This is a genomic window from Lyngbya sp. CCY1209 (assembly GCF_035615495.1).
Classification (GTDB): Bacteria; Cyanobacteriota; Cyanobacteriia; order Cyanobacteriales; family Microcoleaceae; genus Limnospira.
The window spans coordinates 17,812-44,189 of record NZ_JAJENU010000414.1 but is presented as its reverse complement, the minus strand read 5'-3'; the positions used below and the strand labels follow the sequence as shown (position 1 = coordinate 44,189).

Sequence of the window (26,378 nt, the reverse complement as noted above, 5' to 3'; positions counted from 1 at the left end):
GTTCAAGCTTCGATGAGTTTGAGAATGGCGCGATCGTCAAAATCTCGGGCAAATTGAAGGACTTTATTGGCAAAATTGGTATAGCTAGGATTCACCTGCTTGAGCCGTTTTGCTTCCCGCTCCAGGGTGTCGATATCTCCAATTCTGGCGGCTTGGATCAGGTCGGATAATTCTTCGATGGGAGGGACGATAAGGGAAGTTTCTGAAGGATCGGGTTCCACTTGCTCTTCATCCATCTCTCGTCCCGCATAAATCCATTGTAACGGCAAATAAACTTGCAATTTTTGCAAGAGTTCATTGACGCGAATGGGTTTCGTTATCAAGTCATTACATCCGGATTCTAAAGCTAACTGTTTAATTGAGCCCGAAGCACTTCCGGAAGCGACGACAATGGGCAAATTATTGAATTGAGGAGATTGGCGCAACTGTCGGATCATTTTCAATCCATCCTTGACCGGCATGATCAAATCTGTAATGACCAGATCGGGTTGGAAAATGTGAACTTGTTCAATCCCTTGTTGTCCGTTCTCCGCTTCGGCAACGGTAAAACCGAGGGACTCCAATAAGTGTTTGAGAAAAGAGCGATTTTCCGGGCGATCGTCAACCACCAAAATTTTGCGCCGATCGCCGCTAAACCCGATGATATTTTCAGCTTTAATCGTGGGTTTTGACGGGACTTCTTCCGTCGAAATGGTCAGCTCCAAGTCGAACCAAAATTGACTGCCGCGATCGGGATAACTTTCGACGTGAATCTGTCCCCCCATGATCTGTACCAGCCTTTGACTGATGGCTAATCCCAACCCCGTCCCCTCCGCATTGTGGATGCGATCGCCGACTTGTTCAAAGGGTTGAAATAATTTTTCGATTTGTTGAGATGTCAATCCCCGACCCGTATCTTCTATCGAAAAGTGAATTTTGGCGGTGCCGACGGGAGATTGAGGGAGGGGCAAAATTTCGAGCAACTGCACTTCAAACGTGATACTACCCCGGGGAGTAAATTCGACGGCATTATCCAAAAGGTGATTCAAAATTTGCCGGAGTCGATCGGGGTCGGCGCGGACGTAAAGGGGCAAGCCTTCGTCAAATATCCCCAGGAAGTTTAACTGCTTCTGACGACTTCTTTCCTGAAACGGCTCGACGATTTCAGCTAGGAATTCTGGCAGACAAAAATCGGCGGGATAAATTTCAATATTTTCGACATCAAATTTGGAGATATCGAGGATTTCGTCGATGATTGATGAGAGGTGAGAACTGCAGTTGTAAATCACGTCCAAACCTTCTTTTTGCTTCTCCGTCAGGCGATCGTCTCGTCTCAAGATTTGGGCGTATCCCAAAATACCATTCAAAGGAGTTCTCAATTCGTGGCTGACATTGGCGATGAGTTGACTTTTGGTGCGGTTGGCGACTTCAGCCGTTATTTTCGCTTTTTGCAGGTCTTCAGTCCGTTCCTTGACCCGTTTTTCGAGGTCGGCTTTTGCCAAGTGCAAAGCCTGATTTAACTCTTCTTTTACCCGCAGGGTTTCGGCTTGCTCTTTTTCTTGGTTTTGTCGGAGGATATTGATCCGATCGCCCAGAGCAAAGGCGATGAAGAGGGCGACCGGCAAAATCCCCAAGCCGGGATATCGAACCAAAATCTGGAACTGGGCGGGAAGTAAATCCCCAATGGAAAAGAGCGTCAGGTTCGCCTGAATCAATAGCAGCAGTTGGGCGAAGAAGAAGTAACGGGCTTGTTTTTGCCCTTGCCGCCAACTCAATATAATGGCGATAAAAATTAGCCAGTAGGTGAGCAATAATAAGGCGATAAATATCCAGATAAATAGGCGGGAAACTGGCCACAAAATGAGGATTGTAAAACCGGCGATCGCGATCGATAAAAATCTGAAATATTGATGGAAATTGGGGGTCAGAGATTGGCGATTGAGGAAGGTTTCGGAGAATCGAATAAAAGCCAGCAGGGATAGACCCATCGTTAGGGAAAAAATCCCAGGATTTATGTCCGGATTTTTGAGCAAAAAGTATTCTTCAAAAATGCCGTTTTGGGAGCTACTTAAAATCAAGTTCATTAGCAAAAAAAATACGTAATATTTATAACTTTTGTCGCGCAACGTCAACCCAATAAAAAAGTGATAGCCGATCATGATCAGCATGAAACCGTAGTAAAAACCCAAAATAAAACTCTCGGTTTGGAGGTGGGGTATCAAAGCATCAACCGACCACAGACTCAGCGGAACGACCATCGCGCCCCTCGTCTTCAAACTCAGATCATTTAAACCCAGGGGATAATATCCGTTCCGTTCCGTCAAAATTACGGCAGACTCAGACCGGTCTGAATGAGCAGGTGAAGCCAGAACAAGGAGCGTAAAAATAGACATAAAAAAAGGTATAATTAGACCGAATATTTTTCTCATAAAAAGCATTCAATCCAGGTCTTTTTGGATGCAGAAAGAGAGGGGAAGAAAAACGAAATGTTAAAAAGTCTCTTGACAGAGTCACTTTCAATTATAGCGCCGCGCCCCGGGTGTCCGTAAGTGGACAGAGCCGATTCAATTCTCACCCCGGCGATCCGCATTTTTGAAGTTCTGGTCGCCTTTGGGAGTGAGCGACGATTCTCGAAGGTCCATCCGTTTCAGTCGCTTGCCTTTTCGACGCAGGTAGCGATCGACCTCCTTCTCGGACGTGACCCAAGTCTCGAGATCTTCGTCCCATTCAAATGGCAGGGTGCGGCGAATTCGCAGCGATCGCACCCGCTGATGAGAAACCCCCAAAATTCGCATCACGTCGGACTGCCGCAGTCTGTCCGGACGCTCGGACGACGCTTCCGGCTTCGGTTCCGGCGGCATGGCCGCCCACAGGTGTTTGATGGCCCCCAAGAGTTCCTCGGAGGGGTGGCTGCGTCCGTTTTCCCAGCGATTGACGCTGGCCCGGGAGACGCCGAGGCGATCGGCCAACCCTTCCTGGGATAACTTGAGTCGCCGTCTCAGAGTTTGCATCAATTTTGGGAGACTCGATTCCGACTCGGACATGAGATTTAAAAAAGCGATCAGCATTGGAGTGGGGGAGAAGTGAGAATTACCCATTCATTTCTCATTCCCAACTCCCGATTTCCATTTTAGTCATTGCCATCCGCCCCACCTCTGGCGAACCTCCTATTTCTCGGGGTAGATAAACAGGCCGCGATCGCTATTTGTCCGGATGGGAATCGGTGCGAATCTCAGTCGCGATCGCCTCTTTGTGTGGCAAATCGGCCGGATCCATTTTTTCGTAACACTCGAAGGGCTGGTGAATCCAGGGGTCGTCACTCAGATAATCGACGTAGTAATCGGGGACGACGGAAGAACAACTTTTGTACCAAAGGACCGCCGTCCGAATTTCTCGGATTTCGTCGGGATAGTGCTCCGTCAACCAGGCAACGGAGCGATCGAGGCTCGTCCCGGAATCCACCAGGTCGTCCACCAGCAAGACGTTGCTCCCCAGATTTTCCGTCGTCATGGTCAGGTGGTGGGCGAGGCGAATTTCGCCCCGGGTTTGCCCTCGGGGGCCGCCGTAGGAAGAGGTGGCGAGGATCGCCAGGGGCAAATTATAAATGCGGGAGAGCACGTCCCCGATTCGCATCCCCCCCCGGGCGATGCAGACGATTTGATCGAAGGCCCACTGGGATTGATAAATTTTAGCGGCCAAGATTTCAGTTTTGCGATAATATTCGGTCCAGGAAATGTAGAGGTCGCTCATGAATCAATAAAGGTCAATTTTGTCGTGTTTAACCGGATCAATCGTCCGAATTTTCGCCCCTCGTTCCTGAATGTATCATCCTCGCTTCGGGGCAATTCCCGAAGAATTGCCCCGGCTCCAAAAGCGATGGCGATCGCTACTGAGATGCCACTGCAGTCGGACTCTGTAAATAGCCCATCTTTTCCAACGCCCCGATCACTTTATCGACGCTTTCGGAAAGTTCTTCCAAGTCGGTCCGACATTCGATTTCCGGATTGAGGGGGGGTTCGTAGGGGTCGCTGATGCCGGTGAAGGCTTTGATTTCTCCGGCCCGCGCCCGCTTGTAGAGTCCTTTCACGTCCCGCGTCTCACAGACGTCGAGGGGCGCATTGACGAACACTTCCACAAAATCGCCGATCCGTTGCCGCACCTCATCCCGAATCTCGCGGTAGGGAGAAATGGCGGACACAAAGACGATGACGCCGTTGCGCGTCAACAGGTGGGAAACGAAACCGATCCGGCGGATATTTTCATCCCGATCTTCCTTGCTAAATCCCAACCCCTTCGTCAGGTTCGTCCGCACGATGTCCCCATCCAAAATTTCCAGCCGATATCCTCTGGATTTCAGTTCTTCGGCGACGGCTTGGCTGATGGTGGTTTTGCCCGCGCCGCTCAAACCCGTAAACCATACGGTGACGCCTCGTTGCTCCATTGATTTGATTTCTCCTGATAAATGACAACAATCTCAGACCGACGAGTTGAAATTGAATGGGGTTCGGATCGAATTTCGCCCCCCGAAATCGGTCAAAATCTGTAGACGGATACCACCCGACAATCGGTTTTGAGGATCGAGTTCGCGACGATCGAAAAATGTCAAACGTCCCGATCCCAATCATAGAATAATTCGCCCCACTTTCGGCAGCATCCGCCCGATCCGACGGTGGGGCGCGATCGCTAACGGCGGGCGATGCCCTCCTGGCGGGCCGTTTGGGCCACCGCCGCGGCCACGGCCGTGGCGACCCTCTTATCGAACACGGAGGGGATGATGTGTTCGGGCGTCAGTTCGTTCGGCGTCACCAGGGAGGCGATGGCGTTGGCCGCTTCCAGGTACATACTCATCGTCAGGGTGGCGGCCCGAGAGTCCAGGGCGCCCCGGAAAATCCCCGGAAACGCCAGCACGTTGTTGATTTGGTTGGCGTAATCGCTGCGTCCCGTCGCCATTACCGCCACGTCGTCCACGACCAATTCGGGCTGAATTTCGGGGATGGGGTTGGCCATCGCGAACACGATCGGATCTTTCGCCATCGATCGCACCATCTCCGGCGTCACCACCCCGGGGACGCTCACCCCCATGAACACGTCCGCCCCCTTCATGGCGTCGGCCAGATTTCCCCCCGACTCCACCGCAAATTCCCGCTTCTGGGGGGTCAGCTCCCGGTCCGCCGAGATAATCCCCCGGGAGTCGCACAGGACGATTTCCGTCGCCCCGGCCTTTCTGAGCAGGCGGGCGATGGCGATCCCGGCCGCCCCCGCCCCGTTCAGGATAATTTTCACCTCCTCCATCGACTTGTCCACCAGTTTCAGGGCGTTGATCAGAGCCGCCAGACTGACGATCGCCGTCCCGTGCTGGTCGTCGTGAAATACCGGGATGTCGAGTTCTTCCCGCAACCGGGCTTCGATCTCAAAACACCGCGGCGCGGCGATATCCTCCAAATTCACCCCGCCGAACACCGGGGCGATGTGTTTGACCGTCGCCACAATTTCATCGGGATCTTGGGTGTCCAGACAGACCGGAAACGCATCGATATCGGCGAACTCCTTGAAGAGCATGGCTTTGCCCTCCATGACCGGCAGGGCACCGCCCGGGCCCAAATTCCCCAGGCCCAGAACCGCGCTGCCGTCGGTGACGATCGCCACCGTGTTTTGTTTGATCGTCAGGTTGTAGGCCTGTTCGGGGTCGTCCGCGATCGCCCGACAGATGCGGCCGACCCCCGGCGTGTAGGCCATCGCCAAATCGCTCTGGGACTTGAGGGGGATCTTACTCTGGATGCTGATTTTGCCGCACCGGTGCAGGTTGAAGGTGCGATCGTAAACCGTGAGCAATTTTAAACCGGGCAGGGTCTTCACCGACGCGATAATTTGCTCGGCGTGTTCCGTACTCGAAGCATCGACGGTGAACTCCCGGATGGTGGTGTGGCGGGTCTGCTCGATCAGGTTGATCGCCCCCATGTTGCCCCCCGCCGTGGCGATCGCCTGCACCACGGCCGCCAGTTGGCCGGCCCGGTTCGGCAGTTCCAGGCGGAGGGTGACGCTAAAACTCGGATTCGGTGTGAGATTGACCATGCTGCAAGAATCGTAGGAGTTAAACCGCTCTGAAAACCGACTTCAACTGATATACAACTGCCCAAATATTGGCGTTGAATGGGTTCGATGTTTTCTTCCCGCTTGTTTCTGGAAGTGTCGGCACCGTCCAGTCCGCGGGCTAACACGGACGAGCCGCCCGCTTGATGGGGTGAAAAGAAAAATCTTTTCGCTGCGCGGAGCTTCTAACTTCCCGCTGTCTATGGAGCTTGAACATTGACGTGAAAACGCCATGTTGTATCCTCTGACGGCACCCGGTTATGTTTGACTTTTCAACCGGCCGAAGGTAATTATACCCAAAATTGAGCGGATTTGAGGAGATTTTTCGACTTCTGTTGAACCCCTAGATTTGAGAAGGTTCGCCAGCAGTTGTCTTAACACTCCCCAGCTCCCGGAAGCATGATTTCTCCCTAGAGATCCAGGGAACTTCTTCCGCTTCCTCCATACCGGCTTTAACTGTCCCCGTTGGCTGGGCGGGATTTGGACAAATTCGGCTCACCTTTCATCTTCAGTTGCTCTTGCATCGCGGCCGGGTTGTCCATCAAATCCACCAACGCTTCCGTCAGGTTGGAGGGATCCATGAAGATGACCTTGGCATTGTTACTCTTGCTGATATCGAGATTGGCTTCCACATATTGTCTGGCGATCAAAAACTGCAAAAATTCCCGGCTGTTGGGGTCCATTTTCAGCACTTTTGCCAACACCTGAATCGACGCCGCGTTGCCCTCCGCCTCGCTGATGCGCGCTTTCTTTTGATTTTCCGCCGCCCGCTGGGCTTCCATCGCCTGTTTCACTTTTTCGGGCGGTTCGATACTCTGCAAGTCCACCTGCATCACCTGCACGCCCCAATCGCCCGTCTTCTCGGCCAGACTGGTCAGGAGGACTTTGTTCATGTCTTTGATCTGGGAAAACATATCCTCCATATTCCGCAACCCCACTTCCGCCCGCAGGGTGGTCGTCACCAGGTTGCCGATCGCCCCTTCCACGTTTTCAATATCGTAATAGGACTTTCGCAGATCGGTGATTTTCCAAAACACCACCGCATCGATGGTGAGGGGGACATTATCATTGGTGATCGCTTCCTGTTTGGGAATGTCCAACAGCCGCTCTCGCAGGGTGTCGTAGTAGACGATCTTTTCGATGACGGGGGTGATAAAGTGCAACCCCGGTCTCAACGTCCGCCGGTATCTTCCCAACCGGGCGACCAATGCCTCATCTCCCTCGCTGACGATTTTGATCGAGGAATTCGTGCCGAATCCGATCGACATAACGATCAAAAGCGCGAGGATATACTGTACCATAGAACCTCACCGAATTATGAGAATTGATAGTTGATAATTGACAATTTATAGCGCCGCGCCCTTCTGAATGGAGCCTGGGGAATGGGGCATGGGAACGGCAACCGTATCAGGTTGTCCCTACACCCTACACCCTACACCCCACCGAGCACCCCCTAAGCCAGAGATCGCACCGTGCCCGAATGGCCGGGGATGTCTCCGACGGGTTCGCAGCGTCCCCCCAGATATTTGGCGAGAAAGTCTTCCGCGATCGCGTAGAAGTGCAGGCGGTTCTCCGGGCGGGCGAAGCCGTGGCCTTCGTCGGAATATAACACATATTCCACCGGCTTTTTCGCCGTTTTCATGGCCCCGACAATCTGTTCGCTCTCGGCCTGTTTGACCCGGGGATCGTTGGCCCCCTGGCCGATCAGCAGGGGTTTGACGATGCGATCGACGAAAAATAGGGGCGATCGCGATTTGAGAAATTCCGGTTCCGTCTCCAAATTCCCCACCCGGTGGTAAAAATTCGCCCGCAGCGGTTCCCAGTAGGGGGGGATGCTCTCCATCAGCGTCATCAAATTGCTCGGCCCGACAATATCCACGCCGCAGGCGAACACCTCGGGGGTGAACGTCAGCCCCACCAAGGTCGCATAGCCGCCGTAAGATCCCCCCATGATGGCGATTTTGTCCTTCGGGGCGACGTGATTTTCCACCAGCCAATTCACCCCGTCGATCAGGTCGTCGTGCATCTTCGCCCCCCACTCCCGGTTTCCGGCTCTCAAAAAGCCCTTGCCGTAACCCGTCGAACCCCGGAAGTTGACCTGCAGGACCGCGTAACCCCGGTTAGCCAGCCATTGGGCTTCTGGGTCGTACCCCCACAGATCTCGCGCCCAGGGGCCGCCGTGGACCAGCATCACCGCCGGGACGGGGGTTTCGACGCCCACGGGTTGGGTGAGGTAGCCGTGGAGGGTGAGTCCGTCCCGGGCCTCGTAGGCGATCGCTTCCATCGGGGCGAGGGGCAAGCCTTCGAGTTGGGGCTGGTTGGTGAACAGGAACGTCACCGCCTTCGAGGTGCGATCGTAAATGTAATAATAAACAGGGCCGTCGTCGGCGACAAAACTGACCAGCCACAGCTTGTCATCCAGAGTCCGCTTGATGCCGAATTCCCCCGGGCGGATAGTTTTGATGGTGTCGATATCCTCGCGGATGCCCTCGTCGAGAATGTGCCATTCTTCCTTGTCTTTGTAGAAGGAGACGGCCTCGATTTTGTAGGTGGTGGGGTGGACCAGCAACCCGCCCACGTCGTACTGGGGATCGGCGGCCATCACCGTCTCTTCCCGGGTGGAGACGTCCCAACCGATGAGTCGTCCGGCGTTGGCGTCGTGGTTGCCCACCATGTAGAGAGTGTTGCCGTCCCGGGAAAAGAAAGCCGCCCCCCCCTGTTCGTCGGGTCCCCAGTGGCGGAGGGTTTCCCAGGGGCACTCCGGAGTGTCCCGGTACAATAAATCGAAGCCGCCGTCCGGCGCCGAGGCACTCGCGGCTCGAATTTGATATTGGCTGTCGGCCGTCCAACTGACGATATTGCCGGGATTTTGGGTGTGAAGTTCCACCGCTCCGCTGTTGATGTCGATCTCGTAGACGTCGAAAACCTGGGGGTTGTTGAGGTTCATTCCCACCAAAATCCGGTCGGGAAAGGTGTGTTCGATTTGGACCACCCGGGCGAGGACCCCCTGAAACGGCGTCAGATCTCGGACGATGTTGGTTTGGATGTTGACGAGGTAGAGGTGCCAGTTTTCGTCCCCGTCGGAGTCCTGGGCGTAAATGAGGCAGTCGGGCTCATAGGTCCAGAAAAAGGCGCGGATGCCCCGTTTTTTGTCGTTTGTCAGTTTGCGATCGCCCGCTTCCCCCATCGTCCGCAGCCACACTTGCAGGACGTTGTTCTCGTCGGGGGCGATGTAGGCGAGAAATTTGCCGTCCGGGGATAATTCCGGGCGGGAGCGTTCCGGGTTTCCGAATAAAATTTCCCGGGGAATCAGGGGTGGAAGCTGAGTCTCGGTCATGGGTGGTGTGAATGATGAGAGTTCATTAATCTATTGTGGAGGTTAACTTCGCCCCTGTCATCTCTGTGACCCGATCGGATGAATGCGGATTCCGCCTGACGCCATCATTCTGACAGAGGAAGCCGGCCGCCTCGAAATGCTCGACGATTAAATTGATTGAGTATTATATCAACTGGTATATCAGCATCAAGCCAATTTTGGGTTTCATCCGGGAGGTCATCATGTCCGTCACCACCAATTCTCATTTTTCCACCCTCGTCCTCACCCTGCGGCGGCGTATGGGTTTATCTCAGGAAAAATTTGCGGCGAAGTTGGGGGTTTCCTTTCAAACTGTGAACCGTTGGGAGAGGGGGCGATCGCAGCCCTCCCAGTTGGCGATCAATGCCTTGAGGGGGCAACTGTTGGAGATGGGAGAACGGGGCCGCGACCTGCTGGCCAATTTTCCCGACTAGCCCGCCCCCGACCGACCGAGTTCGCGAGAATCAATCCGAATTTCCCTCGAATGTTGCCTGATTTTTGCGGCGATACCGTCTCTGAGGAGGTCGTCAACTTTTGCGGGCTCTTTTCCCCGATTGAAACCGTCGAAACACCAGAATTGTTGAAATCGAAACATTGCTGATATCGAAGGCGAAAATTTTGCCATCGCCGGCAACCGAGACCGTCACGATCGCTTCCCGGAATTTTGCGTCACCATATAGAGTAGAAATGCGGCCACGATAATGCCGACCAACTCGGCCGCGATCGCGTTCACCGCCGCCTGCAATGCGATCAGGTCCATCGGAACGATGATCGGCCCGCTGCGACTGACAATCGTCGGCCCCCCACCCGAATTGTCGATCATCGCCGCCCCGGGAGGCACGGACAGCATCTTAAATAAGAGAACTCCCACTTTCCACAGCGCCACCACGACGGCACAACTCATCCCGACGATATTGGCCGACAACCCGATCCAAAGGGTGCGGGTGACGCTGGCTTTCGTCGGACGGCGCTGGGGATCGTCGAGTTGATTGCCGATTTGGGTGTAGCGGAAACACCAGTAGATGGTAAATCCCAACGCGATCAAACAGGCGTAGGCTAAAATCACCCCGACGAACGACTGTCCCAGCCGATTTTTGGCGGGACTGAGAAATAAAGCAAACAGGATCAGAAAAACGGGTACGACTCCAAACCCAACCTGCAGCCAAAAGCCGATCCATCCCCCCCGCCGGAAGGCGTTCGCGATCTGGGGGAAAGATTTGGGGTTCGATTCCAAATTGAGTTGTTCGGACATGGCCACCGGGTTCTCGAAACGAAATTGGGAGTATTGTACAATAGGGCATTCAATTCCAGTTGCGGACGGCGTCCCGAGGCCGGAGAAACTGCCAATCCCTCCGTTGTTGCGCTTTGGCGCATTCGGGTTAGATTTGACCCCAACTGCGATCGCCGATTCAATAAATTGGTAAACTTTTCCCGAACCCGATTTCTTGACAAAGGCGAATGCCATTCGCCCCGACAATTGACGATTCAAATCTGATGGAAATTGGTACAGTTGCAGCGATCGCCTAACATTATGGAACCCGACCCCACCGATACCCCCAACCGGCCGACGATCTCTCAAACCGAATTTGCGGAGCGCTTCGGTGCGATCGCACCTCTCATTTTGGAAGAGTGGCCCCAACTCGCCGCCGAAGATCTGGCCGCCACCGAAGGCAATTTGGAATTGGCGATCGATTACATCGCGGCTCGCACGGAACACACCCGCACCCTCATCCGCCATTACCTCACCGAACTCTCCCAACTCCAGCGGTGGCGGGAAACCCGCCCAAATGCTCACACCTCTGACCCCTCCAAACTCGAAGATTACATCCTGCCGACCCTCGATCGCACCCTGAAAACTTTGGAGGGACGCACGGAAAAACTCATCACCCGCTTCGAGACGGAAATGCTGCCGGAAGTCAACCGCAAAGCCAAAGATCATGTCGGAACCAGTTTGTTGACGGCCTTGGGAATCGGCTTTATCCTGGGTTTGCTGTTCGGAGGATCGGGCCGTGGGCGTTAGTGACCTCCTGGAAGCCATCAACGCTTATTTGCGCCGGATGCTCCGTCTGGTGGCGGTTTTGGTGGACCTGCACCGCGATATCGCCCTCCGGGAAGCCCAGCGCGAACAAAGACGCCTCACCGCCGGTTTCTCGGTTTTGGCGGTGGGAATGGCATTTTTTATCACCGGACTCGCCCTCCTGCAAGTCGCCGCCATTTTCGTGCTCCACAATTTGGGATTGAGTTGGTTGGGGGCGATTTCGATTGTTGCCACCGCCGATATTTTTCTGGGTTTCCTGTTAATTTTTGCGGGCTCAAACCGCCTGCGGGGACCTTACATGATCGAAACCCGCACCCGCATCGTCCGCACCGGAAATACCCTATTTCGAGACGATCCGGGAAATCGCATGAGGGATTGATGATCGGTCATACCAGATCCGATTATTTGCCAGACAGATGGCGATTTGATTACCAATGGCGGAACGTGGATGTTTTTGAAAGCGGTAAGGGGTGACATCTCTCGTTACGCGATATCCAGCCAATTATCAACTCAACTTTCTCGGGAATTAAAAACCGTTTTTCAGATTTTAAAATCTTTCAAATAAATGATGTAAAAAAGTTGCTAATTTCCGTTCGTTGTTGCGCTTCAGCGCCTTCTAAGGTGTGGAATTTTCAGCCGTCGAACTTTGCAGTTCCCGGACGATACTCATCGCCATATCCGCCGTTTCCAGCTTGCCCTGAGACTTGAGAATTTCGGCGGCTTTTTGATAGTTGATAATCGCCTTTTGTTCCTCCCCGAGTTGTTTGTGGACGAACCCCCGATCCAAATAGGCGTCGATGTAGTCGGGATTCAGGCGGAGCGCCTCGGTGTAGTCGTCGAGGGATTTTTGATAGTCGCTCATTTCCAGATATTCCGAACCCCGAAAATAGCGGGCTTGGGCGCTTCTGGGGTCGATTTCCAGGGCGCGATTAAAACTGGCGATCGCCGCAGCGTTTTCCCCCAATTCCGAATAGGCAACCCCCCGGTTGATGTACGCCGCCACCAATTTCGGTTCCAGGCGGATGGCTTTGTCGAACGCCACGATCGCATCCCGATATTGTTTTTTCCGCACTTGCCCGATGCCGATATTATTGAGGCGGAGCGCCTGTTCGGACATCTCCGCCCGGATCACGATTGTATTGCGATTTTGGCGGTAGGTGCGGAGTTTTTCCCGGGCAATATCGTCGGAGGGCGTACCCGGTTCGATGCCTTCCAAAAGCGCGATCGCCTCTTCCCATTTTTGCTGCGCCCGCTTCCAAACTTGAGACGGGTGGGGCGGATTTTGCACCAACACCGACGCCTGCATCGCCAATTTTTTCGCCGCCTCCAAATCCGTTTTTGCCTTCACTTCCGGCCGCAATTGTTCTTCCACGTCGTCGAGGCGATAGCGCAATTTCGCCAACTCCACCGCCACCGGTTGCCCCGGCAATCTGGGGGTTTTTTCTAATATCGCGATCGCCTCCCGCAGATCTTCGGCCATCCCCCGCAATGCCTCCACGTCCATCCCCGGTTTCAGAGATCCCACCGTTTCCACTTCCGCTTTCGCAGCATTCAAGGCGCGATCCTGCCAGGTTTTTACCCCCCAAAATAAGCCCGTCCCCGCGATCGCGATCGCCACCATTCCCCCGACAACTGTTTTCGTTCCAGACATCAAACCGCCTCCTCTACATTCAGAAAAAAAATCTGCTATTCTGAAGTTTTTAAAGTCGCACCCCCAATCGCTTTCAACCCTCGGAAAGCCGGCCGAACCTCAATGCAGCCCCCGAAAGTTCCCGATCCGCGATCGGAAGGTGAACGAAATCGATGTCACGTCCGCCCGCCGAGCGAACCCATCCATCCATTCAAAAAACTTAACAAATTTGATTCGGACACTCTGATCGGCTGAAATTCTATCACAAACTTCCCCAAATTCGGATAAAATTGCGAAAATGCAGACCGGATGAAACGCCGAGATCTTCGTCCGCCACCCCACCGCAATGAAATCACCGAACGCGATCACTTGAAAACATGAAACGTCGAAAACTCCTCGGTTACGCGGCCACCGGTGCCGCCACCACCGCCGCCCTCGCCGCTTGCAGCAACAACACGGGTCCGGCCGTTCAGGGGGATTCCCTGCCCACGGTCCGCTGGAAAATGGCCACCAGTTGGCCGACTTCCCTGGATACCCTCTATGGCGCCGCCGAATTCATCGCTCGCCGGGTGAGGGAACTCACCGACGGGCGATTTACCATCCAAACCTTCGCGGCGGGGGAAATCGTGCCCGGGTTGCAGGTGTTGGACGCCATCCAACAGGGAACCGTCGAATGCGGCCATTCGGCGAGTTATTACTACATCGGAAAAAACCCGGCTTTTGCCTTCGGAACCTGCGTTCCCTTCGGACTCAACACCCAGCAGCAGATGGCTTGGCTGTACCAGGGGGGCGGCATCGACGCGATGAACAAACTTTACGCCGATTTCAACACCATCGCATTTCCGGCGGGAAATTCCGGCGTGCAGATGGGGGGCTGGTTCAAAAAAGAGGTGAATACCGTCGCCGATTTGAACGGTTTGAAAATGCGAATTCCCGGTTTGGGGGGCGAGGTTTTATCTCGGTTGGGGGTCAACGTCCAGGTGTTGCCGGGGGGCGAGATTTTCCTGGCGTTGGAACGGGGCGCGATCGACGCGGCGGAGTTCGTCGGCCCCTACGACGACGAAAAATTGGGGTTGAATGACGCGGCGGATTTCTACTACTATCCGGGTTGGTGGGAGCCAGGTTCTAGCTTCGATTTGCAGATCAATTTAAACGCTTGGAATCAGTTGCCGACGGAGTATCAGGAAATTGTCAAAACGGCGGCGGCGGAAGCGAACGTTCAAACCCTGGCGAAGTACGACGTGCAGAATCCCCAGGCGTTGCAGCGGTTGCTCGAGGGGGGGACGCAGTTGCGGGCTTACAGTCCGGAAATTTTGCAGGCGTCTCAGCGGGAGGCGATCGCACTGATGGAAGAAATGGCGAGTCAGGAACCTTCATTTAAAGAGATTTACGAACCTTGGAAACAGTTCCGAGACAGCATCCGCCAGTGGCACGCCGTCAGCGAGTTTGCCTACAGCAATTTCGCGATCGCGCCGGTTTTGCAGTCGATTCAATCCCCCTAAATCTTGCTTAATAAGGGGGACTTTGAGTTCGATTCTCCCCTCTTTTTCAAGGGAAACCGGGGGGGATTGAATGCGATCGCCGGCTTGGATTCGAGCTGGACGTCGAGTCGATTTTCATCTGGTGAAAGAATTGCCAACCATCCCATTCCGACGGCTGGCTCAAATTTAGAGAATCCTTAAAACAGTGTTAAGATCGACCCATTAACATCTGATATCGGAGGCTCGGACGAGGCCACCGATTTTGATAAATGTCGATCAGGAATGGGACGATGAAAAATCTGGGCATGGAGAGGATGCGGCTGCAATCCCACAAACAAATTAAACGCTTTCTGGAATATCACGAACAGCGTTACCGCCTGCTGTCGAAGACGGTTGACAAGCAGGGAACCTGCCGATTTAACGCCCACTCGGCTTTTCTCCGCTGTGCCGTCAACCCCAGCGGCCCCTGTTCGGAGTGCCACCATTACGAACCCGAAGCGGACTGATTAAACTTTTAAAAAATAAAAAATGGGGGTTCGGAAGCCGAGGTGATTTGAACCCAGTTAATTTTCCCGAAACGAGGATTCAAACCCTCGGTTTCCCGACCGTCACACCGACATTTTAGATGCCGGGAACGCCGCCACATTGTCCCCCGATCGCATCTCCTCCCCCTGCTCCTCATCCGGTTCGATCGCTCGAGTTTCCTCGTCCAAAACCGCCACGACGCGATCGTAAATATCCTGGGCCTCTCGGGGAGAATTGCCGATACAAGTCAGGCCGAGTTTTCCGTATTGGGACAGGCATCCCATCAAATGAAACACCGTCCCCGTCTCGCGGCAACTGTCGAAATGGAGGTGGTGATCGGCGACGATATCCATCAAATCGTTCGGCAACAACCCCCGATAACAATCCTTTTGAAGATTGTCCGAGGCGATGTAATATTTCGGCTGTTGTTGCTGGCTGTAAAATAACCCCGTGGCGCGATCGTATTGGCCGTTGGTCAACAACTGCAACGTCATGAAGGGGTGAGTCGTCCCCCCCCGGCGCAGGTTGATCTCGATCGCCTGCAGGTCCCACTCGCCGTCCCCCCGGCGCACCGCCACAAAATCCAGGCCGAACCGCTCCAGGGCCCCCTTAGCCGCCAAATTCTGGCCGACGCGCTCCCCCAAAGTCTGGAGTGGCAAGCGGTAGGCTTCGTCCGCTGGAAACCGGCACCCCTCAAAGATTTGGCCGTCGGGTCCGCCGAGAATCTGGTCGTGGGTGGAGAGGACTTCCACCTCGCCGGAGGGGTGGATCTGGCACTGGACGCTCGGCGATCGCTTGATCTCCCCCTCCACGAACGCTTCGACGATCGCCCCCAAATCCGGAATCCGACTGCCGAAGGACTCCCAGGTTTCGCCTCCGGCTTGAAAACTCAACCGGGAAAAGCGATCGCGGATCGCGGCCACCCTTTGGCCGCAGGGGACGTCCCGGAGCGGTTCGAGGTCCAAAATGGCGTTTCCCTCCCCGGAAAACCCCTCGTTCAACTTCACCACCACCCGCCTCAACTGCGGTTGGCGGTTCCACAACGCGGCCACTTCCCCGGCGAGGTCAGTTTCGGTCCGCACCAAAGGACTGCCGTCCGGGTGGGGGATATCCGACTCCCCAAAAATCTGGCGGCTGCCGCTTTTCGTCCCCCAGTCGGCCAAATTCGGGTCTGAAGCCAGCAGGGGAATTTGCAACCGGACTGAGAGTTCCCGTTCCAACGGCGTCGAATTGAAACAGACCATGTAGGTTTGACTCGGCCGCAGGACTTGGCGGATGCGTTCCACCAGGCGGGGACGTTCCAGGATCTTCTCGGTGAGGGATTTTTTGGAGGAATCGTAAGTCGAAAACAGGAGCAGGCGATCGCGGGCGTGGGAAAATGGGATTCCCGGCATCAGGTGCAAATAATAGTCGATGACGCTGGGGTGAAGCGGTTGGGACGTCACGTAGATCAGCCGCATTTTGGGGTTTCGCAGGCGGGTCAGGGAGAACAGAAATCGCTCCTCGTACTGGTGTACGCCGGGGATCTTCTCAAGTTGCTGCTGGTCGAGGGTGAGGGAGGGGATGACGAGAACATCGAAATCGTCAAATTTGACAGGCCCGCGCTGCCGAAAACACCGGCGCAGTTGATATTGCAACGTTTGAAATCGATCCGCCACACGGTCGGGCGATCGCTCGCTTTTTCCCATAATCCCAGCCTGCACTGACCACACTACAATCTTAGCGAGTTATCCGACATCGGCAGCATTTTTTTGATCTAGCAGGCAACAGGCAATAGGCAACAGGCAATCGGGAAAAAAATCGCCCACTGTCTGAGTTTCGGAGTGGTTCGATGTCTTGACTACCCGGACGACTGCTATGGCAATCGGCTCCCAGCTTTCAGCCATCCGAGGGCGGTTGAGAGTCCATCATTGATTTTCGGATAGCTTGAGAGTTCGGGCGACTCCCATATTAAGAATGATGAAGGATTGAGGCGATCGCGCCTTTTTTGAGTCGAAGTTTGCATCCGAAAAGGGAAAAAAAAAGCCCAAATTTGAGTTCGGATTGCCGCGGGCGATCGTCGGGGGATATCCAGATTTTCACCGTCCAATTCAAGGGATCGACTTTTATGTTAGATCGGATTGGGTTTGTGTTTTCGGGTCGATGGGCGGGATTCGATTCGCTCCGACCGACGATCGCCCGGGATGAAAAACGACCGACACCCGCCCGAACGGTGTCCGTGACGGCCGTTCCGGAGAATTCGCCGAAAGGTGGCGCGATCGCGGAAACTTGCAATTCGATCCCCACGGCCGGGGAAACTGTTCTATACTATCGATCGGACGAACTCCACAATCTTGATATCCGGCAACCGGCAACCCTTTTCACTCGATGATGAAATCGTCAAGACTGACCAAAAGCCGGAATTCGAGCCCAGGGCTACGATATGATCCCCCAGAAACTCATCCTCAAAAATTTTCTCAGTTACCGCGACGCCCGCCTGGATTTTAGCGGCCTGCACACCGCCTGCATTTGCGGACCCAACGGGGCGGGAAAATCGTCTCTCCTCGAAGCGATCGCCTGGTCAATTTGGGGCAGCAGCCGCGCCGGAACGGAAGACGATCTGATCCAGATCGGGGAAAAAGAAACCCGGGTGGACTTCACCTTTATCAGCCACGGCAGCCTGTACCGGGTGATCCGGAGCCGTCGCCGTTCCGGGTCCGCCAGCCTGGAATTTCAGATCGCCCCCTTGCCCGCCAAAAATGCCAAACCCGGGGAAAAAATCAACTTCCGTCCCCTCACGGAAAAGGGGGTGCGGGCGACCCAGCAGAAGATTTTGGAGCACCTGCGGCTCGACTACGACACCTTTATCAATTCCGCCTATTTGCGGCAGGGGCGGGCGGACGAATTCATGCTCAAACGCCCCGGCGATCGCAAAGAAATTCTCGCCAGCCTCCTGAAGTTGGACGAATACGACACCCTGGCGGAACGGGCGCGGGATCTTTCGCGCCAATATAAAGGACAAATTGACCAGATCGAACAAAACCTGGAAAGTACGGAAGGGGAACTGCAAAACCGGGATGCGATCGCCTCAGAAATCCCCCGACTCGAAACCGAACTCGCCGGACGGCAGGAGCGGCAAAACCGCGATCGCGAACAACTGCAAAACCTGCGGGAACGGCAACAGCACCGGCAAACCTGGGAACAACTGATCGGGGGACAGCAGCAACAGCGCGGCACCCTCGCCCAGGAGTGCGATCGCCTGCAACGGGAAATCGACGCCGCCCGCACCCAACTGCACGAACTCGACGCCACCCTCGGCCAGGAAGCGGAAATCCGGGCCGGAACCGCCCGCTATCAAACCCTGCAAGCGGCGGAAGAAAACCTTTGTGCCCGCTTACTCACCCACCAAACCGCCCAACAGCAATTGCGGGGACTGCAAGACCGGCAGCAACAGCAGATCTACCAACTGCAACGCGATCGCGAAACCCTGCAAACCCGCCTGGACTCCCTCACCCAACAGGAGCGGGAGTATCAGAGCGTCCTCACCCAACAACCCGAAGTGGAGGCGGGACTGGCCAAACTTCATGCCGCCCGCCTGCGGCTCAACGAGTTGGACCGCCTGCAGGTGGAAGTCACCCCCCTGGTGCAGCGGTATCAGCGCCTCCAGGGGGAGGTCGATCGCGCCCAGGCTCGCCTAGCGGCCCGTTTGGATGATCTCTACGGGTCCATCAGCCAACTGCGGCAAAACCTCCAGCAGTACCGCCCCGATTTGGAAAACCAGTTCAGAGCGATCGAGGAAGAAATTGCGGAACTGGAGAAAAAGCGCAACTACCTCACCCGCGTTCAAACGAAAGGGCAGGAACGGCACAACCACATCACGCAACTGACGAACCAGGAGCGGGAGTACGAAGAAAAACTGGCGGAAATCGACCGCAAAATGGCGATGCTCGGAGAGCCGCCGGGGGGGGAAAATCGGGGGGGTTCCCCGGCGCCGTTGTGTCCCCTGTGCGATCGCCCCCTGGATGAACATCACTGGAATTTGGTGGTGGGAAAACACCGCACCCAACAGCAGGAAATCCGCGATCGCATTTGGGTGGTCCGGGAAGAGTCGGTGCGGGCGCAACGGGACATCGAAAAGTTGCGGGAGGAATACCGCCAGTTGAGTCAGGATCTCTCCCCCTACGAAGAATTGCGGGAACGGCGGGGGCAAATTCAGGCTCGTTTGGACGGGTTGGGGGGGGACGAACTGCGACTGCAACAGTTGGGGGCCCAAGCCGCGCAAATCGAGCGATCGCTACAGGCGGGGGAACACGCCGCCGAACTGTATTCGGAACTGCGACAACTCGATCGCCAACTGCAAGAACTCGACTACAACGAACAGAGTCACGCCCTCGCCCGCACGGAGGAAAAGAACCTGCGCTGGGCGGAGATCAAACAGAGTAAAATCCGGGATGCCCAGGAAAAATTGGGGCGCATTCAGGCGCAGAAACCGGAGCTCGAAGCCCAAATTCGGGCGGTCGGGGAACGGCTGCACCACCAAGAAACAGACTCGGAATTGAAGCAGAAAATCCGGGCTTTGGAGGGGGAGTTGGAGCGGATTGGGTACAGCTTGGAGGAACACGATCGCGTCCGGGCGGAGTTGCGCCAGGCCGCGGGGTGGCTGCGGCGGGCCGAACAACTCGACCGGGCTAAATCTCAGCATCCGCAACTGCAACAACGGCTGTCGGAATTGGAGCAGTTGAAAGCGGCGCGATCGCGGGATTTGGAAGGGGTAGAATCCCAGATCGGCGCCCTGCAACAACAGCTTCGGGATGCCCCGGACTTGACCGATGAAATCGAGGCTTTGGAGCAGAAGATCCGACGGCAGCGACAGGAGCTCGACGGGGATTTAGGCCGACTGGGACAGTTGAAACAACAGCAGACTTATTGGGAGCGCCTCGACGCTCAGAAAAACGAGCAGAAACAACAGTTAAAACAAGCCCGCCACCAACAAAAGATTTATCAGGAGTTGTCCCAGGCGTTCGGAAGGAATGGCATCCAAGCATTGATGATCGAAAACGTGCTGCCGCAATTGGAGGCGGAAACCAACCAGATTTTGTCCCGACTTTCCGCCAATCAACTGCACGTCCAATTCGTGACCCAGCGGGCGGGGCGGAGCGGAAGTTCCAAGAAAAAGAATTCCAAATTGATCGATACTTTGGATATTTTGATCGCCGACGCGAGGGGAACTAGACCCTACGAAACCTATTCCGGGGGCGAGGCATTTCGGATTAATTTCGCGATCCGGTTAGCCCTGGCGAAATTGCTGGCGCAGCGGGCGGGGATGGCGTTGCAAATGTTGATCATCGACGAGGGGTTCGGAACCCAAGATGCGGAGGGGTGCGATCGCCTGATCGCTGCCATCAACGCGATCGCGCCGGACTTCGCCTGCATTTTAGCCGTCACCCACATCCCCCATTTGAAAGAGGCATTCCAAGCCAAAATTGAAGTCAGTAAATTGGCATCCGGGTCGCAAATTCGGCTGTCGATTTGAGTCATTTTTTTACGTTTAAATTGAAGGGGATATCTCGCCTTGATTGCCGACAGGGGAAGGGACGGGCGGGGGCATCGAGAGCGTCAACTCGCGCCAGACAGTGGCCGCCTCCCGGACGCACCGCTGCCGCGATCGCCCCCGAAACTTTAAACTCTTTTAATCTCTCCTGTATGATGTGATACAATCATACGATCTCGAAAGTGTGCCAAACTAGAAGAGATCAGGTATCGGAAGGGAAATACCGAAAATTCCAGCCGTTTTTCCGATTCGACCCGAAAGGCACCGCGATCGCCGAGGGTCTCCCCGAGAGGAAAGCGAGCGGGCGACGGTCATCTTGAACCCGACCCGTCCGGACTCGAAAGCGCCGAATTTTCCCGGAACCCGAAAGGGTCAAAAGTTTCAAGTCAAAAAGACTTTTGATTTGGGAATGCGTGAGTTGATGACGGGTGAGTTGTTCCCCCGAATGGACAGGTTTTTGGCAAGGGTGTATCTTAGCAAAGTTGGTTAAGATCGAAGGTGTGTTCCGTAGAATAGACCCGAGGGGCATTCAACATCGGCCAAAACATGAGGGTGCAGTTGGAATCGGTGTTTGTGCTCAAGTTCTATAAGCGTTAAGCAGCTATGCCAGGTGTACGAGTCGGGATACTGCATTCTTTGAGTGGGACGATGGCGATCAGCGAAGCCCCTCTCAGAGATGCCGAACTGATGGCAATTCATGAAATCAACCAGAGCGGCGGAATTCTGGGCCAGTTGATCGAGCCGGCGATCGAAGATGGGGAATCGGATGCCGCCTGTTTTGCCCGCAAAGCCCGGACACTGATTCAAGAGAAACAAATTACCACCCTATTTGGGTGTTGGACCTCCGCCAGTCGTCTGGCCGTCAAACCCGTCTTGGAAGAGTTGAACGCCCAACTGTGGTATCCAGTCCAGTACGAAGGACTCGAAAACTCGCCCCACATTTTCCACACCGGCGCCTGTGCCAACCAACAGGTCGAACCCGCTGTATCCTGGCTGTTGGAAAATATCGGCAGTCGCGTCTACCTGCTCGGTTCCGACTACACGTTTCCCCACGCCGTCAGCCAACTGGTCAAAATTCAGCTCCACCAAAAGCGGGGGCGGGTGGTGGGGGAAGCCTACGTCCCCTTCGGTGTCCAGGACTTCCGCTCGGTGATTTCCCGCATCCGTCAGGCCAAGCCCGACGTCGTTTTCAACACCCTCAGCGGGGACGGCAACGTCGCCTTTTACCGGCAGTTTCGGGAGGCCCGGCTCACCGCCGAGCAGATCCCGATCGTGGCTACCTCCGTCTCCGAAACCGAACTGCAAAGCATCGGAGACGCGGCGGCCGGGCACCTGAGCTGCTGGAGTTATTTCCAGAGTTTGGACACCCCCGAAAATCGCCGATTTGTCGAACATTTCAAAAACCGATACGGGCGCGATCGCGTCACGAGCGACCCCATCGAAGCCGCCTACACCCAAGTTTACCTGTGGAAGCAGGCCGTCGAGCTGGCTGAGTCCTTCGAGCCGGAGCGGGTGCGCGTCGCCGCCTACGGCCAAAACTTCCTCGCCCCCGGGGGGATCGTGCACATGGAACCCAACCACCACGTCGGGAAAGTCTGCCGCATCGGCCGGGCCCGGGCGGACGGCCAATTCGAGATCCTCCACACCAGCCCCCACCGCATCCACCCCCTGCCCTGGCTGGGATTCGAGGCCGAAACCTTCAACACCTCCGAAATGGTGATCTCCCTGCTCGCGGAAGTCAGCCAGAGTACCGAGCGGGCCGAACAACTCCAACAGAAGTCCCACGAACTCGAACGGGCCCGCCTGCAACTCCAGCAGGAGATCGAAAGCCGCAAACGGGCCGAAGCCCGACTCAAACAGGTCAACGAGCAGCTCGAACAGATCGTCGAAGAACGGACTGCCGCTCTGCGGGAATCCAACGACCACCTGGTCCAGGAGATCGTCGAACACACCCGCGCCGCCGAAGCCCTCCGCACCGCCAACGCCCGCCTGCAGGCGGTATTGGAGGCCGTCCCTGGCACGGTGTCCTGGATCAGCCGGGATTTACGGTACATCGAAGTGAACCAAGCCTTGGCCGACCTGTTCAAGCTGCCCCGGGACGCCTTCGCCGACCGCCACATTGGCTTCCTTGGCACCAGCTCCGAATTCAATGACTTCGTGACCGACCTGTTCGCCTCCGGTGATCGCGAGGCCCACCGGGAAGTCCGCACCCAAATTGACGGTGAAGACCGGCACTATTTGATCGTGGCGCAAAAATACGACCGCGATCGCGCCGCCTTCGTCGTCGGCATCGACATCACCGAGCGGCGACGGGCCGAAGAAGGCCTGCGACAGGCCAATCTCCGCCTGCAAGCCGTCCTGGAAGCCGTCCCCGGCACGGTATCCTGGGTGACGTCGGACCTGCGCTACCTGGAAGTCAACCAACAACTGGCCGACCTGTACGGCCTGCCCCGGCAAACCTTCGCCAACCAACACATCGGCTTCCTCGGCCGGGGTTCGGAATTCCAGAAATTCGTGCAAAATCTGTTTGAAACCCCCCAAGTGGAAGCCTACCGGGAGATCTCGGTCCTCCTCGACGCCCAACGGCACTACTACCTGATCGCCGCTCAAAAATATGACGATAACCGCGCCGCCTTCGTCATCGGCATCGACATCACCGACCGCAAGCGGGCCGAAGCCGCCCTGCAAATGACCCAAAATCAGTTGGAAGCCGTGCTCAACGTCGTCCCGGGCACCGTGTCCTGGATCGACTCCGATCTGCGCTACCTCGGCGTCAACCGATTCCTCGCCCAAACCTTCGACCTGCCGGCGGAAGCCTTCGTCGGCCAGCACATCGGTTTCCTGCAGGCCAGCCCGGAATTCAACGGCTTCGTTCAGGCTTTTTTCCAGAGCTCCAATTCGGAAGCCTATCGGGAAGTCACCACCTACGTCAAAGGCGAACCCCGGGAATACCTGATCGCCGCCCGAAAATACGACGGGGGCGACGCGGCCTTTTTCGTGGGCATCGACATCAGCGATCGCCGCCGCGCTGAGGAAGCCCTCAAACGGGCCGAAGCCAACTATCGCAGCATCTTTGAAAATGCCGTCGAAGGCATCTTCCAAACTACCCCGGACGGGCGCTATATCAGCGCCAACCCCGCCCTGGCAAGGATTTACGGCTACGAGTCCCCCGCCCTGCTGATGACCAATTTGATCGACATCAAAGCTCAACTGTACGTCGATCCGCGGCGGCGGGAAGAATTCGTCCAACTGCTCTCGGAGCGGGGGTCGGTGGTGGATTTTGAATCCCAAATCCGGCGGGCCGACGGCCGGGTTCGCTGGATTTCCGAAAATGCCTCCGCCATCCGCGACGACAAGGGCGAATTGCTGTACTACGAGGGAACCGTCGAAGATATCACCGACCGCAAAGAGGCCGAAGCCGCCCTGCAGCGGGCCAAGGATGAGTTGGAACTTCGGGTCGCCGAGCGCACCGCCGCCCTCCAGGAGGCCAACCACCACCTGGTCCGGGAAGTGGCCCAACGGCGGCGCATCGAAGCCGCCCTGCGGGAGTCCGAGGCGGAATTGCGGGCGCTGTTTGCGGCTATGACCGACGTGATCGCGGTCTTCGACGGGGAGGGGCGCTATAAAAAAATTGTCACTACCAACGCCGAGGTGATCTACACGCCGACGGCCGACCGCCTGGGAAAAACTGTGTTCGAGGTGTTTCCTCCCCCCCAGGCCCAACTGTTTTACGACCACATCCAGAAGGTGATCCAAACCGGGCAGACCCTCAATTTGGAATACAGTCTGCAACTGGCTCCCCCCCGGCCGGGGGAGACGGGGGCCGTGAACGCCGTGCAATCCGAGACGGGGGACTTGGTCTGGTTCGCCGCCACCGTTTCGCCGATGCCGGACAACAGTGTGATTTGGGTGGCCCGGAACACCACGGAACGACGCCGGGTCCTCGATGCCCTGCGGGTGGAACAGCAGAAGTCCGAACGGTTGCTGTTGAATATTTTGCCGCGCTCGATCGCCGAACGCCTGAAGCAGAACCCCCACTCCATCGCCGAGCGGTTTGAACGGGCGACGGTGATGTTCGCCGACCTGGTGGATTTTACCGGGTTCTCCTCCCGCATCGCCCCCACGGAGTTGGTGGACCTGCTCAACGATATTTTTTCCTGTTTCGACGAACTCGCCCAGAAGCACCATTTGGAGAAAATTAAGACCATCGGGGATTCTTACATGGTGGTCGGGGGCGTGCCGACTCCGAGGGACGACCACGCCGAGGCGATCGCGGAAATGGCCCTGGATATGCGGCGGGAAATTGCCAACTTCCGCCGGGAAGATGGCGAACCCTTCCGTTTGCGGATCGGGATCAACACCGGGCCGGTGGTGGCGGGGGTGATCGGGACGCGAAAATTTATTTACGACCTGTGGGGGGATGCGGTGAACGTCGCCTCCCGTATGGAGTCCCAGGGGGAGGCCGGACGCATCCAGGTCACGGCGGCCACGAAAGCGGCCTTGAACGACAAGTACCTTTTCGAGGAGCGCGGCGTCATCCACGTGAAAGGGCGGGGACAGATGGTCACGTTCTGGCTCAAAGATCGCCAGGGGTGAGATTGAATCCCGCCAGGATGGGGAATGGGGCGTAGGGAGTCGGGAGTCGGTATTAGGGAGTCGGGAGTCGGCAACAGGCAACAGCTCATCTGGCAGGCGATCAGAGCGAGCCTCCGGTCGCCCCGATCCCCCCCCGGCCCCGACTTGCCGGCTGACTTGACGCTCTGTTAACTTGTGTTAAGATGCGTTAAATTAAATCAAACTCTATTCGAGTGTCTTCTGGGAGTTCTGTGCACATGAATACAATGACTCTGCTCGGCAAACGGTTTTTCCTCCTGTTGGTCGCCCTCGGCGGCGCGACGGTTCTGGCGGCCTGCGGCCAGCCCTCCGCCACCGACACCACGGGAGAATCCGGGGAAGAAATCGTAGAAACCACGGAATCTGTCACTGCCGAACCCGTCGCGGATGAAACGATGGCTCCCGTCGAAACGGAAACGGCCGACGCGGAAGCCGATGCGACGGGCGAAGAGGTCGCGACAACGATGGAGTCTGATGCGGCAGACAACATTGTGGCGATCGCCAGCAGCCAAGATCAATTCAGCACCCTGGTGGCGGCCCTCGACGCGGCAGAATTGGCCGAAGTCCTGTCCGGCGAAGGTCCCTACACCGTCTTTGCCCCCACCGACGAAGCATTTGCGGCCCTGCCCGAAGGCACCGTCGAAGAACTGCTCAAGCCCGAAAATAAGGATCAGTTGATCCAACTTCTTACCTACCACGTCGTCCCCGCCAAGGTGACGGCCGCCGAAATTACCGACGGTTCCGTTGAAACCGTCGCCGGGGAACCGGTGACGCTTTCCGTGGCTGACGGTATGGTGATGGTCAACGAAGCCACGGTTGTCGAAGCCGACATCATGGGCAGCAACGGCGTGATCCACGTCATCGACAAGGTGATCATGCCCTCTCAAATGTAATCTTGGTGCATCTAGTCCCCCCTGCATGAGAACCGACCGCTTCCTGGAACACTCATGCAGGTTTCGCTTTTCTCCCCCAGGGCCGGCGCGATCGCGGGCCATACGGTTCCGAAAAGGCCGGATAGCGCAGCGGAAGGGTGTTTTCGTTTCTCGGCCGTCCGGGTGGGAGACGAATTCTAAAGCTGACCTTAAAATATACGAGAAAAATCGGCAGTTACTATTCCCAACGGTTCCGTTATGGTG

Annotated in this window: 19 protein-coding genes; 9 read left to right on the top strand and 10 right to left on the bottom strand. The window is 56.1% G+C overall.

The window, feature by feature from the left end; translation table 11 throughout:
- Nucleotides 1-2: 2 nt before the first annotated feature.
- The 7 genes from LKE08_RS12300 to LKE08_RS12270 all read right to left on the bottom strand — a co-directional run bounded on the left by LKE08_RS12300 (nucleotide 3) and on the right by LKE08_RS12270 (nucleotide 9,406).
- Nucleotides 3-2,237, bottom strand: coding sequence for a 7TM diverse intracellular signaling domain-containing protein (locus LKE08_RS12300; RefSeq protein ID WP_324704524.1), 2,235 nt, complete (start codon nucleotides 2,235-2,237; stop codon nucleotides 3-5).
- 306 nt (nucleotides 2,238-2,543) lie between these two features.
- Nucleotides 2,544-2,990 carry a helix-turn-helix domain-containing protein gene (locus tag LKE08_RS12295; RefSeq protein ID WP_324704523.1) on the bottom strand — a complete coding sequence of 149 codons (447 nt, stop codon included), beginning with the start codon at nucleotides 2,988-2,990 and terminating at the stop codon, nucleotides 2,544-2,546.
- Between the two features lie 190 nt (nucleotides 2,991-3,180).
- On the bottom strand, nucleotides 3,181-3,729 hold the full coding sequence (locus LKE08_RS12290) for a phosphoribosyltransferase (protein WP_324704522.1): 549 nt from the start codon (nucleotides 3,727-3,729) through the stop codon (nucleotides 3,181-3,183).
- A gap of 136 nt (nucleotides 3,730-3,865) precedes the next feature.
- Nucleotides 3,866-4,420 (bottom strand): adenylyl-sulfate kinase, encoded by a 555-nt coding sequence (gene cysC / locus LKE08_RS12285; protein ID WP_324704521.1) that lies wholly within the window; start codon nucleotides 4,418-4,420, stop codon nucleotides 3,866-3,868.
- A gap of 242 nt (nucleotides 4,421-4,662) precedes the next feature.
- Nucleotides 4,663-6,051 (bottom strand): malic enzyme-like NAD(P)-binding protein, encoded by a 1,389-nt coding sequence (locus LKE08_RS12280; RefSeq protein ID WP_324704520.1) that lies wholly within the window; start codon nucleotides 6,049-6,051, stop codon nucleotides 4,663-4,665.
- 470 nt (nucleotides 6,052-6,521) lie between these two features.
- On the bottom strand, nucleotides 6,522-7,370 hold the full coding sequence (locus LKE08_RS12275; protein WP_324704519.1) for an SPFH domain-containing protein: 849 nt from the start codon (nucleotides 7,368-7,370) through the stop codon (nucleotides 6,522-6,524).
- 152 nt (nucleotides 7,371-7,522) lie between these two features.
- Nucleotides 7,523-9,406, bottom strand: a complete 1,884-nt coding sequence (locus LKE08_RS12270) for a S9 family peptidase (protein WP_324704518.1) — start codon at nucleotides 9,404-9,406, stop codon at nucleotides 7,523-7,525.
- 152 nt (nucleotides 9,407-9,558) lie between these two features.
- Here LKE08_RS12270 and LKE08_RS12265 point away from each other — a divergent pair, with 152 nt between their 5' ends.
- The gene (locus LKE08_RS12265; RefSeq protein WP_324704517.1) at nucleotides 9,559-9,858 is read left to right on the top strand and encodes a helix-turn-helix domain-containing protein; all 300 of its coding nucleotides are present in this window, start codon (nucleotides 9,559-9,561) and stop codon (nucleotides 9,856-9,858) included.
- A gap of 209 nt (nucleotides 9,859-10,067) precedes the next feature.
- Here the strand turns inward: LKE08_RS12265 and LKE08_RS12260 are convergent, their stop codons facing one another.
- Complete coding sequence (locus LKE08_RS12260; RefSeq protein WP_324704516.1) at nucleotides 10,068-10,676, bottom strand: DUF3611 family protein; 609 nt, start codon at nucleotides 10,674-10,676, stop codon at nucleotides 10,068-10,070.
- A gap of 249 nt (nucleotides 10,677-10,925) precedes the next feature.
- Here LKE08_RS12260 and LKE08_RS12255 point away from each other — a divergent pair, with 249 nt between their 5' ends.
- Together LKE08_RS12255 and LKE08_RS12250 are read left to right on the top strand one after the other, a co-directional pair.
- Nucleotides 10,926-11,444 (top strand): hypothetical protein, encoded by a 519-nt coding sequence (locus tag LKE08_RS12255; protein WP_324704515.1) that lies wholly within the window; start codon nucleotides 10,926-10,928, stop codon nucleotides 11,442-11,444.
- On the top strand, nucleotides 11,434-11,841 hold the full coding sequence (locus tag LKE08_RS12250; protein ID WP_324704514.1) for a phage holin family protein: 408 nt from the start codon (nucleotides 11,434-11,436) through the stop codon (nucleotides 11,839-11,841). Before LKE08_RS12255 ends, LKE08_RS12250 begins: the two co-directional genes overlap by 11 nt.
- 237 nt (nucleotides 11,842-12,078) lie before the next feature.
- Here LKE08_RS12250 and LKE08_RS12245 read toward each other — a convergent pair whose 3' ends face one another.
- The gene (locus tag LKE08_RS12245; protein ID WP_324704513.1) at nucleotides 12,079-13,113 is read right to left on the bottom strand and encodes a tetratricopeptide repeat protein; all 1,035 of its coding nucleotides are present in this window, start codon (nucleotides 13,111-13,113) and stop codon (nucleotides 12,079-12,081) included.
- Nucleotides 13,114-13,469: 356 nt separating this feature from the next.
- Between LKE08_RS12245 and LKE08_RS12240 the strand changes: the two genes are divergently transcribed.
- Both LKE08_RS12240 and LKE08_RS12235 read left to right on the top strand, forming a co-directional pair.
- Nucleotides 13,470-14,594 carry a TRAP transporter substrate-binding protein gene (locus LKE08_RS12240; RefSeq protein WP_324704512.1) on the top strand — a complete coding sequence of 375 codons (1,125 nt, stop codon included), beginning with the start codon at nucleotides 13,470-13,472 and terminating at the stop codon, nucleotides 14,592-14,594.
- A gap of 269 nt (nucleotides 14,595-14,863) precedes the next feature.
- Nucleotides 14,864-15,079: a DUF6464 family protein gene (locus tag LKE08_RS12235; protein ID WP_324704511.1), complete on the top strand. Its 216-nt coding sequence runs from the start codon at nucleotides 14,864-14,866 to the stop codon at nucleotides 15,077-15,079.
- A 102-nt stretch (nucleotides 15,080-15,181) separates the two neighbouring features.
- Here LKE08_RS12235 and LKE08_RS12230 read toward each other — a convergent pair whose 3' ends face one another.
- Nucleotides 15,182-16,786, bottom strand: coding sequence for a peptide ligase PGM1-related protein (locus LKE08_RS12230; protein WP_324704510.1), 1,605 nt, complete (start codon nucleotides 16,784-16,786; stop codon nucleotides 15,182-15,184).
- A gap of 419 nt (nucleotides 16,787-17,205) precedes the next feature.
- Here LKE08_RS12230 and LKE08_RS12225 point away from each other — a divergent pair, with 419 nt between their 5' ends.
- From LKE08_RS12225 to LKE08_RS12210, 4 genes are all read left to right on the top strand, one after another.
- The gene (locus LKE08_RS12225; protein WP_324704509.1) at nucleotides 17,206-17,469 is read left to right on the top strand and encodes a hypothetical protein; all 264 of its coding nucleotides are present in this window, start codon (nucleotides 17,206-17,208) and stop codon (nucleotides 17,467-17,469) included.
- A gap of 51 nt (nucleotides 17,470-17,520) precedes the next feature.
- Complete coding sequence (sbcC, locus tag LKE08_RS12220) at nucleotides 17,521-20,610, top strand: exonuclease subunit SbcC (RefSeq protein WP_324704508.1); 3,090 nt, start codon at nucleotides 17,521-17,523, stop codon at nucleotides 20,608-20,610.
- A 621-nt stretch (nucleotides 20,611-21,231) separates the two neighbouring features.
- Entirely contained in the window at nucleotides 21,232-25,224 is a 3,993-nt protein-coding gene (locus LKE08_RS12215) for a transporter substrate-binding protein (RefSeq protein ID WP_324704507.1), read from the top strand.
- A 236-nt stretch (nucleotides 25,225-25,460) separates the two neighbouring features.
- On the top strand, nucleotides 25,461-26,135 hold the full coding sequence (locus LKE08_RS12210) for a fasciclin domain-containing protein (RefSeq protein WP_375341419.1): 675 nt from the start codon (nucleotides 25,461-25,463) through the stop codon (nucleotides 26,133-26,135).
- The last annotated feature ends 243 nt before the right edge of the window (nucleotides 26,136-26,378 follow it).